At 61.2% G+C, this 6,965-nt stretch carries 9 protein-coding genes and 1 pseudogene; 4 read left to right on the top strand and 6 right to left on the bottom strand.

Annotation, left to right across the window (positions count from 1 at the left end; translation table 11 throughout):
• Window positions 1–107 precede the first annotated feature (107 nt).
• A complete protein-coding gene (locus tag RTX98_RS19185; protein ID WP_312798441.1) occupies window positions 108–1,166 on the bottom strand; it encodes a sugar phosphate isomerase/epimerase in 1,059 nt (352 codons plus the stop codon).
• 189 nt (window positions 1,167–1,355) lie between these two features.
• Between RTX98_RS19185 and maiA the strand changes: the two genes are divergently transcribed.
• Entirely contained in the window at window positions 1,356–2,006 is a 651-nt protein-coding gene (maiA, locus tag RTX98_RS19180; protein WP_312798442.1) for a maleylacetoacetate isomerase, read from the top strand.
• A gap of 12 nt (window positions 2,007–2,018) precedes the next feature.
• On the opposite strand, the gene RTX98_RS19175 is transcribed toward maiA, so the two are convergent.
• The 3 genes from RTX98_RS19175 to RTX98_RS19165 form a co-directional block, all read right to left on the bottom strand.
• Window positions 2,019–2,474 carry a TIGR01841 family phasin gene (locus RTX98_RS19175; protein WP_312798440.1) on the bottom strand — a complete coding sequence of 152 codons (456 nt, stop codon included), beginning with the start codon at window positions 2,472–2,474 and terminating at the stop codon, window positions 2,019–2,021.
• Window positions 2,475–2,543: 69 nt separating this feature from the next.
• A complete protein-coding gene (locus tag RTX98_RS19170) occupies window positions 2,544–3,824 on the bottom strand; it encodes a DUF445 domain-containing protein (RefSeq protein ID WP_312798439.1) in 1,281 nt (426 codons plus the stop codon).
• 85 nt (window positions 3,825–3,909) lie between these two features.
• The gene (locus RTX98_RS19165) at window positions 3,910–4,470 is read right to left on the bottom strand and encodes a GNAT family N-acetyltransferase (RefSeq protein WP_312798438.1); all 561 of its coding nucleotides are present in this window, start codon (window positions 4,468–4,470) and stop codon (window positions 3,910–3,912) included.
• 157 nt (window positions 4,471–4,627) lie between these two features.
• Between RTX98_RS19165 and rirA the strand changes: the two genes are divergently transcribed.
• Window positions 4,628–5,107 carry an iron-responsive transcriptional regulator RirA gene (gene rirA / locus RTX98_RS19160; protein ID WP_312798437.1) on the top strand — a complete coding sequence of 160 codons (480 nt, stop codon included), beginning with the start codon at window positions 4,628–4,630 and terminating at the stop codon, window positions 5,105–5,107.
• A gap of 79 nt (window positions 5,108–5,186) precedes the next feature.
• On the opposite strand, the gene hemP is transcribed toward rirA, so the two are convergent.
• Window positions 5,187–5,345: a hemin uptake protein HemP gene (hemP, locus tag RTX98_RS19155; RefSeq protein ID WP_244641407.1), complete on the bottom strand. Its 159-nt coding sequence runs from the start codon at window positions 5,343–5,345 to the stop codon at window positions 5,187–5,189.
• Between the two features lie 182 nt (window positions 5,346–5,527).
• Here hemP and RTX98_RS19150 point away from each other — a divergent pair, with 182 nt between their 5' ends.
• Window positions 5,528–5,965, top strand: coding sequence for a hypothetical protein (locus tag RTX98_RS19150; protein ID WP_312798436.1), 438 nt, complete (start codon window positions 5,528–5,530; stop codon window positions 5,963–5,965).
• 21 nt (window positions 5,966–5,986) lie between these two features.
• A complete protein-coding gene (locus RTX98_RS19145) occupies window positions 5,987–6,301 on the top strand; it encodes an antibiotic biosynthesis monooxygenase (RefSeq protein ID WP_312798435.1) in 315 nt (104 codons plus the stop codon).
• A 113-nt stretch (window positions 6,302–6,414) separates the two neighbouring features.
• Here the strand turns inward: RTX98_RS19145 and RTX98_RS19140 are convergent.
• A pseudogene (locus RTX98_RS19140) lies at window positions 6,415–6,965 on the bottom strand (bifunctional proline dehydrogenase/L-glutamate gamma-semialdehyde dehydrogenase); the annotation flags it as partial.

The raw sequence follows: 6,965 nt of genomic DNA, 5'->3' as shown, positions 1-6,965 counted from the left end.
TGCCCATCAATCCGCGCCGCGATCCGGTGCACGCCGCCGATGAAGGCGCCCTGCCCGCCGCCCACCATGCCAAGGCGGATCGGCTTGTTGTCAGCGTCCACCATGGCTCAGGCGATCCCCATCATCTTGCGCAACGCCGCACGATCCGTGTTGCCGCCGGCGAAATCGTCGAACGCCTTTTCGGTCACGCGGATGATGTGGTTTTCGATGAAGTGCGCCCCTTCCGCCGCCCCATCTTCCGGGTGCTTCAAACAGCATTCCCATTCCAGCACCGCCCAGGAATCGTAATCATACTGCGCAAGCTTGGAGAAGATGCCGGTGAAATCCACCTGCCCGTCGCCCAGCGAGCGGAAGCGTCCGGCGCGGTTGATCCAGGGCTGGTAGCCGGAATAAACGCCCTGTCGCCCATCCGGATTGAACTCGGCATCCTTTACATGGAAGGCGCGGATGCGCTCATGATAAAGGTCGATGAAGGCGAGATAATCCAGCTGTTGCAGCAGGAAGTGCGAGGGGTCGTAATTGATCGCGCAGCGCTTATGTCCGCCGACCGCATCCAGAAACATTTCGAACGTCGCGCCGTCGAACACGTCTTCGCCCGGATGCAGCTCGAAGGCGACATCCACGCCGTGCTCTTCATAGATGTCGAAGATCGGCTTCCAGCGCCGCCCGAGCTCGCCGAACGCTTCTTCGATCAGCCCTTCGGGCCGCTGCGGCCAGGGATAAAGGTAAGGAAAGGCCAGCGCGCCGGTGAACGCCACCACCGTATCGAGGCCGAGATTGCGCGACGCCTTGGCCGCGAGCTTCATCTGCTCCACCGCCCAAGCCTGCCGCGCTGACGGATTGCCACGCACCTCCTGCGGTGCAAACGCATCGAACTGCGCGTCATAGGCCGGGTGCACTGCGACCAGCTGCCCCTGCGTGTGCACCGAAAGCTCGGTGATCTCCACACCGCCCTCGGCGCAGATGCCCTTCACCTCCTGGCAATAATCAGCCGACTCGGCCGCCTTGCGCAGATCGAACAGCTTGCTTTCACCCGACGGGATCTGCACGCCCTTGTAGCCGAGCCCGCCTGCCCACTTTGTTATATTTGGCAGCGTATCGAACGGCGCGGCATCCCCTACGAATTGCGCAAGAAAGATGCCCGGACCCTTCATCGTCTTCGGCATGGATGCCTCCCATTCCCTGATGTCGTGCTGCTGTTGGACTTAGACCGCAATGCCCGCGCACAGAAGCACGAATTTGGGTGTGGCGTCCGAAGTGGAACAGCTTTGCGTCAAAATGGGCATGCGCGCATGCGTCAGGCTCGACACGCCCCGGAGCGCGGCCTAGACGGAGCCGATATCAACGGTGTCGCCATGCTGCCGATCGTCCTGCACAACTATTACCGCTCCTCCACCTCCTACCGCGTGCGCATCGCGTTGGCGATGAAGAGCATGAGCTTCACCTATGTCGCACGCGCCATCCGCGCCGGCGGGAATCGCATGCCGGATTATCTCGCGATGAACCCGCAAGGTCTCGTGCCGACGATGGTGTGGCCAGATGGAACCGTGCTCGGGCAGTCGCTCGCCATCATCGAATTTCTGGACGAAATCCGCCCCACCCCGCCGCTGCTGCCATCGGATCCGTTCGGCCGCGCGCGCGTGCGCATGCTGGCGCAGATGATCGCCAGCGACCTACATCCGGTGAACAACTTCCGCATCCTAGACACGCTGCGCGAGCGCTATGATGCCGACGATGCTGAGATCGCCGACTGGTTCGCGACCTGGGTGCGCGCAACCTTCGAGCCGCTAGAAACGCTGCTGTCCACCAGCCCGGAGACCGGCAGCTTCTGCCATGGCGACACGCCGGGCCTGGCCGACATCTGCCTTGTGGCGCAGGTCGTGAACAACCAGCGCTACCAGGTTGATATGGCTCCCTATCCCGTCATCACCCGCATCGTGGATGAGTGCCTGAAGCTGCGCGCCTTCATCGACGCGCATCCAAGCCGGCAGCCCGACGCCGAATAGCGGTGATTAATCCTACTGCGGTGGCGGCGGGGTGGAACCCTGCTGCTTGTTGAAGCCGTCCTGCAGCTCGTTCATCGCCGTCTTGATCCGCTCGCGCAGGATGTCGACGGAAGCCGAGCCGGAACGCTGCATGATCGTGCCGAGCTCGCCGGCATTCTCCACCGCCGCTTCGAAAGCCTTGCGGGCCAGATCGACCTGGCTCGTCATCAACTCCTGCGGTGAGCCGGAAAGCTTGATGCCGCGCGCATTCTCGGTCGCCTGGCTGATCATGCTTTGCAGCATCTCGCGCTGGCGGTTCATCAGCGCCGAAGTGCCTTCTGCAGTGGCGCGGGCTGATTGTTCCAACGCTTCGAGGTTGCGGCGGTGATGGGCGATGATCCGATCCACATCGAAGTTGGGAATGGGAAGCGTTTGTCCCAGCCGCGTGAACATGTCGATGATCGAGTCTGAAGTCGGTTGCTGCGCCATTGTCTCCTCCCTATTGAACAGGTTACCTGTCGTTAACCTAAGTCGCGCGGGCACGAAGGCAAAGGCCGGTCAGCTGAGAAAAAGCACGTCGATCGTGTGCAGCGCGATGCCGGCCAGCCCGCCGATCGCCATGCCGTTGAAGCGGATATATTGCAGGTCGCGACCGATATTCAGCTCGATCACCTGCGTCAGCTGGCCGAGATCCCAGCTGCGAACCTGCTCGGAAATGAAGGTCGACACGCCGCTCTTCTGGCTTTCCACGAAGGAAGCGAGCGCCACCACGAAGCCCTCGTTCATGTCGCGGCGAATATTGGCATCATCGGCAAGGCTGCGCCCGACTTCCACGAAGATGCCCGTCAGATGTGTCCGCAGCATAGATTCGGCAGCACCCACATCCCGGTCGATGAAGCCCCGCAATTCCTTCCACAGCCCGTCGGCCAAGGTGGCCAGCTCTGGGCGCGCTAGAAGGTTGCGCTTCAGCTCCTCGGCGCGCTCGCGGTAATCAGGCGAGTTGCGGAGATTGTCGATGAAGCCCGCGACGAAGCGGTCGAACTCATGCCGCATTGGATGGTCGTCATCGGCCTTGATGTCGTCGATCAGGCTCGCACCCGAATGCACGATCTTCTTCAAGAGATAGGCGTCGGCACGGAAGAAGTTGGCCAGCGTCGGCAATTCCTTGCGGATGCGGTCGCGCAAGGCATCCTGTGCATCATCATCCGTCAAAAAGCCGCCCAGCATCCCGATCAGCTCATCGAACAAACGCTGGTGCCGGCGCTGTTCGGTGAAGGTCGAAAGCAGATCCGCCGCAAGCGGCGCCACATCGATCTTCTCGAGCTGGTCGGTCACACGCTTCAGCAGAAAACCGCGCAGACCGGTATTCTCGACCGCCGCCAGCATCTTCGGCATCAATCGTGCGACGAACTCCGACAAGCCCTCTGAGCGCTTCGAATCAGACAGCCAGTCCGCGACAAGCGCCGCGAAGTCGACCTCCTGAAGCTTCTTGCGCACCGGACCCGGCGCGAGAAAGTTCGTCTCGATGAAGCGGCCGAGATTGTCGGCGATCCGGGTCTGATTAGACGGGATGATCGCCGTATGCGGGATCGGCAATCCAAGGGGATGCCGGAACAGCGCCACCACCGCATACCAGTCCGCTAGCCCGCCAATCGCGGCGGCTTCCGCGAAGGCGCCGATAAATCCCAGCACGGGCGACACATCGGCATAGATGCGGCACAGCACGAAAACGAGGACACAAAGCGCAAGCGCGGCCGTCGCCACCGTCTTCACGCGCCGCAAGGCACGCGCTTTTTCAACATCGGTTGCAGATTGGATAAGGGGAGCGTCCGATACCATCAAGCCGCTCGCTGCTGGTCGATCATGCCTGTCATGTCCTGCCATGTAGGCAGGCGCAAGCTTAGAACCAGCCGCGAATCGTCACTTAGGCGAATTCGCGCACCGGCTGTTCGCCCGACTCGCTGGTCAAGATGATGGGCAGCGCACTTTCTTCCACTGGCGATAACACCACCGTGCCGGTCGTTTCACCATCCATGAAGCGCAGATGCGCACCGAATGAGCGCGCAAGCCGGCGCATGGCGACATTGCCGGGGTGAGTCGTGACCTTGAGCTGAATATAGCCGAGCGCCTGCGCATGGCCGATGATGCGGCGAAACAGCCGGCGGCCGAGGCCATGATGCTGAAGGTCGCGCTCGACGCTGAAGGCGATCTCACCTGTTGGGATTTCGAACTCAGGCCGCTCATGCAATTCGGCGGCACCGAGCACATGGTCGTCTTCCACATAGGCGACGACTGTTGCGCCTTCACCGAAGCAGCGATCCGCATAGGCGGCGACAAAGCCTTCCGACGTTCCACCATTGAACCGGTCATGCCGGCTTTCGCCATCCAGCCGCAGCAGATGCTCCTTGAAGCGGCAACGATCCGATGGCCGCAACTGGCGTATCACGCCCGGAAAGGCTAAAGGTGCGGATGAGGCAGAAGTCATGTCAGCTCCACAGGGGTCCTCCCCGAGCGATTGGCCCGACACCCCTCATATTGTGCATTGCAACATAATTTTCAAGCAGACAGCACGTCGCAGTTTTTTCTCTGGAATAATTCTAAACTAGGTCGCATAGTAAGAACACACGAAGCGGGAACGTCCGATGCGTCTGACACGACAAACCAATTACGCGATCCGGATCCTGATGTACTGCGCGGCCAATGACGGTCGCCTCAGCCGGATTCCCGAGATCGCTGCTTCTTACAATGTTTCCGAGCTGTTTCTGTTCAAAATTCTGCAACCGCTCGTGGAACATGGCTTCATCACCACAGTTCGCGGGCGCAATGGCGGCGTAAAGCTTGCCAAGCCGGCCACCGACATCACCTTGTTCGATGTGGTGCGCGTGACGGAAGAAGGCTTCTCCATGGCGGAGTGCTTCGATGCCGACTCGGACTGCCCGCTGATCGACAGTTGCGGCTTGAACGCGTCGCTGCGCCGCGCGCTCGGCGCCTTCTTCGAGGTTCTGGCGGGCGTTTCGATCGCGAGCCTCGCCACGCCTGAAAGCGACATTCACCGTCGACTCGGCCTGCCTGACCTCAAGGACAAGCCGGCTGCCGTTGCCGAACTCAAGAAGGCCAGCTGAGTTAGTGCTGGTTCTAGCCTGAAAACGAAAAAACCGCGCACACAGCGCGGTTTTTTTCGTTTCTACAGGTCCGTAGAGCTTACTTATTGAGGATAAGCTTGCCCTGGCGGGTGATCTTCAGCCGGTAAAGCGAACCGCGATGCTCGATCCCGATTTCCGTTTCGCCGTGGAAAAGGCTGTCGCTTGCCAGCGTGCGCACGGACCGCAAAACCGGTTGCCGATGCTCGATCGGGATCATGGAGATCGCACGAGACTGGGGCCGGAATTCCATGCGGGTTGCGGTAATCGACATCGCTCTCTCCTTCGTGTCGAGGCGGCAGGACCTCCCGCCGCGATTACCTGACTACGATTATCATGTTTTAAACGACGCGCAAGACCTGTATGGGTATTGTGAGATCGAAACATGTGAGGATGATCGGAATGAGACTGGGGACAATCATCGCGGCTGCAACGGCGAGCACGCTGATGATGCTGGGGTCGGGTGGCAATGTCTTGGCGCAGTCCGCGCCGTCCTTGTCGCTGGAATTCAATGGGCTGGAAAAGTCTGATAATGGCTGCCGCCTGACCTTCGTGGTCAATAACGGCTTCCCGAACACGCTGAACCGCGCGGCTTTCGAGATCGCGATGTTCAACACGGAAGGCGCGGTGGACCGCCTGACCGTGCTGGAGTTCAAGGAACTGCCGGCGGGCAAGACCAAGGTCACCCGCTTCAACCTGGCCGGTGCGGATTGCGCCAAGATCGGCCGCATCCTGGTCAACGAAGTCACCGACTGCACCGGCGAAGGCGTCGACACGGCAACCTGCCGCGCAGCCTTGAAGACCAATTCGCGCGCTGGCTCAGTTCAGTTCGGGCTCTGAGATTTACGGGAGAAAGCGACGATGTATGTAGCGATGAACCGCTTCAAGGTGGTGTCGGGTTCGGAAGCCGACTTCGAGGCTGTGTGGAAGAACCGCGATTCCAGGCTGAACGAAATGGAAGGCTTCAAGACCTTTCACCTACTGCGTGGGCCCTTAAACGAGCAGGAAGGCTACACGCTCTACGCTTCCCACACGATCTGGGAAAACGAAGAAGCCTTCCGCGCCTGGACGCGCTCGGAGCACTTCCGCGCCTCCCACCGCAACACCGGCGACTCGAAGCCGGCCTATATCGGTCATCCCCAATTCGAGGGTTTTACGCCCGTCGAAGGCGCCTGATCGCCGTCGGCGCAGAACGCGCTCATCAACGCTAAACGAAAAACGCCCGCATCGCTGCGGGCGTTCTTGTAACCAGGCAATAGCGCCCGATGTTTCCATTGGGCCAAGGCATCTTAAAGCCCGCTTGAAGCCCCGCTGAAACCCGTCCCGCCTTCCGACGACCCGGCCAACAGGCTGGCATTGCCGCCGGCCGCCGTCGTGTCCACGCACACAGCGCGTTCATGCGCATAGGCCGTCGGGTTGAACACCTCAGAAATCACCGGGATGATCGCGCCCGAACGGCGGGCAAGACCCTGCCGAAGCGCCCGCAACGCCTCTCCATCGCCAGCGAAGGCCACGGCATCAACGTTGAGCGCCGCCAGATCGTCCGGATTGACTTGACCATCCACCGCCTGCAGCGGCAGCTCCTTGCCGATCAGCCCTGAAAGCAAACGCGTCGCGCCATTGGCAACCGCCAGCACGCTGTTGCCCGCAGCCAGCGCCTGCACCACCTGCGCCATCAGCGCGTCCGCATCCGGCCCGAGGCAAAGCACCCGGCCGCGTGGATAAAGCTGCAGCGTGTTGCCCTCACCCGTCGGCCCTAGCAGATCGACCGGACCATATTCGGTCGAAGCCGCCACGCTCATCGCCGCCCGCGCCTTGCCGCGCAGAACCTTGCGCAGCG

This window comes from Tianweitania sp., from assembly GCF_032053605.1.
Classification (GTDB): Bacteria; Pseudomonadota; Alphaproteobacteria; order Rhizobiales; family Rhizobiaceae; genus Tianweitania.
Note: the sequence above shows the minus strand (reverse complement) of the source record. Positions and strands in the feature narration are given on the sequence as shown.

Bases quoted from the DNA above. Each gene is read 5' to 3' on its own strand.
- RTX98_RS19185 (WP_312798441.1), bottom strand. From the start codon at position 1,166: ATGCCGAAGACGATGAAGGGTCCGGGCATCTTTCTTGCGCAATTCGTA.
- maiA (WP_312798442.1), top strand. From the start codon at position 1,356: ATGCTGCCGATCGTCCTGCACAACTATTACCGCTCCTCCACCTCCTAC.
- RTX98_RS19175 (WP_312798440.1), bottom strand. From the start codon at position 2,474: ATGGCGCAGCAACCGACTTCAGACTCGATCATCGACATGTTCACGCGG.
- RTX98_RS19170 (WP_312798439.1), bottom strand. From the start codon at position 3,824: ATGGTATCGGACGCTCCCCTTATCCAATCTGCAACCGATGTTGAAAAA.
- RTX98_RS19165 (WP_312798438.1), bottom strand. From the start codon at position 4,470: ATGACTTCTGCCTCATCCGCACCTTTAGCCTTTCCGGGCGTGATACGC.
- rirA (WP_312798437.1), top strand. From the start codon at position 4,628: ATGCGTCTGACACGACAAACCAATTACGCGATCCGGATCCTGATGTAC.
- hemP (WP_244641407.1), bottom strand. From the start codon at position 5,345: ATGATCCCGATCGAGCATCGGCAACCGGTTTTGCGGTCCGTGCGCACG.
- RTX98_RS19150 (WP_312798436.1), top strand. From the start codon at position 5,528: ATGAGACTGGGGACAATCATCGCGGCTGCAACGGCGAGCACGCTGATG.
- RTX98_RS19145 (WP_312798435.1), top strand. From the start codon at position 5,987: ATGTATGTAGCGATGAACCGCTTCAAGGTGGTGTCGGGTTCGGAAGCC.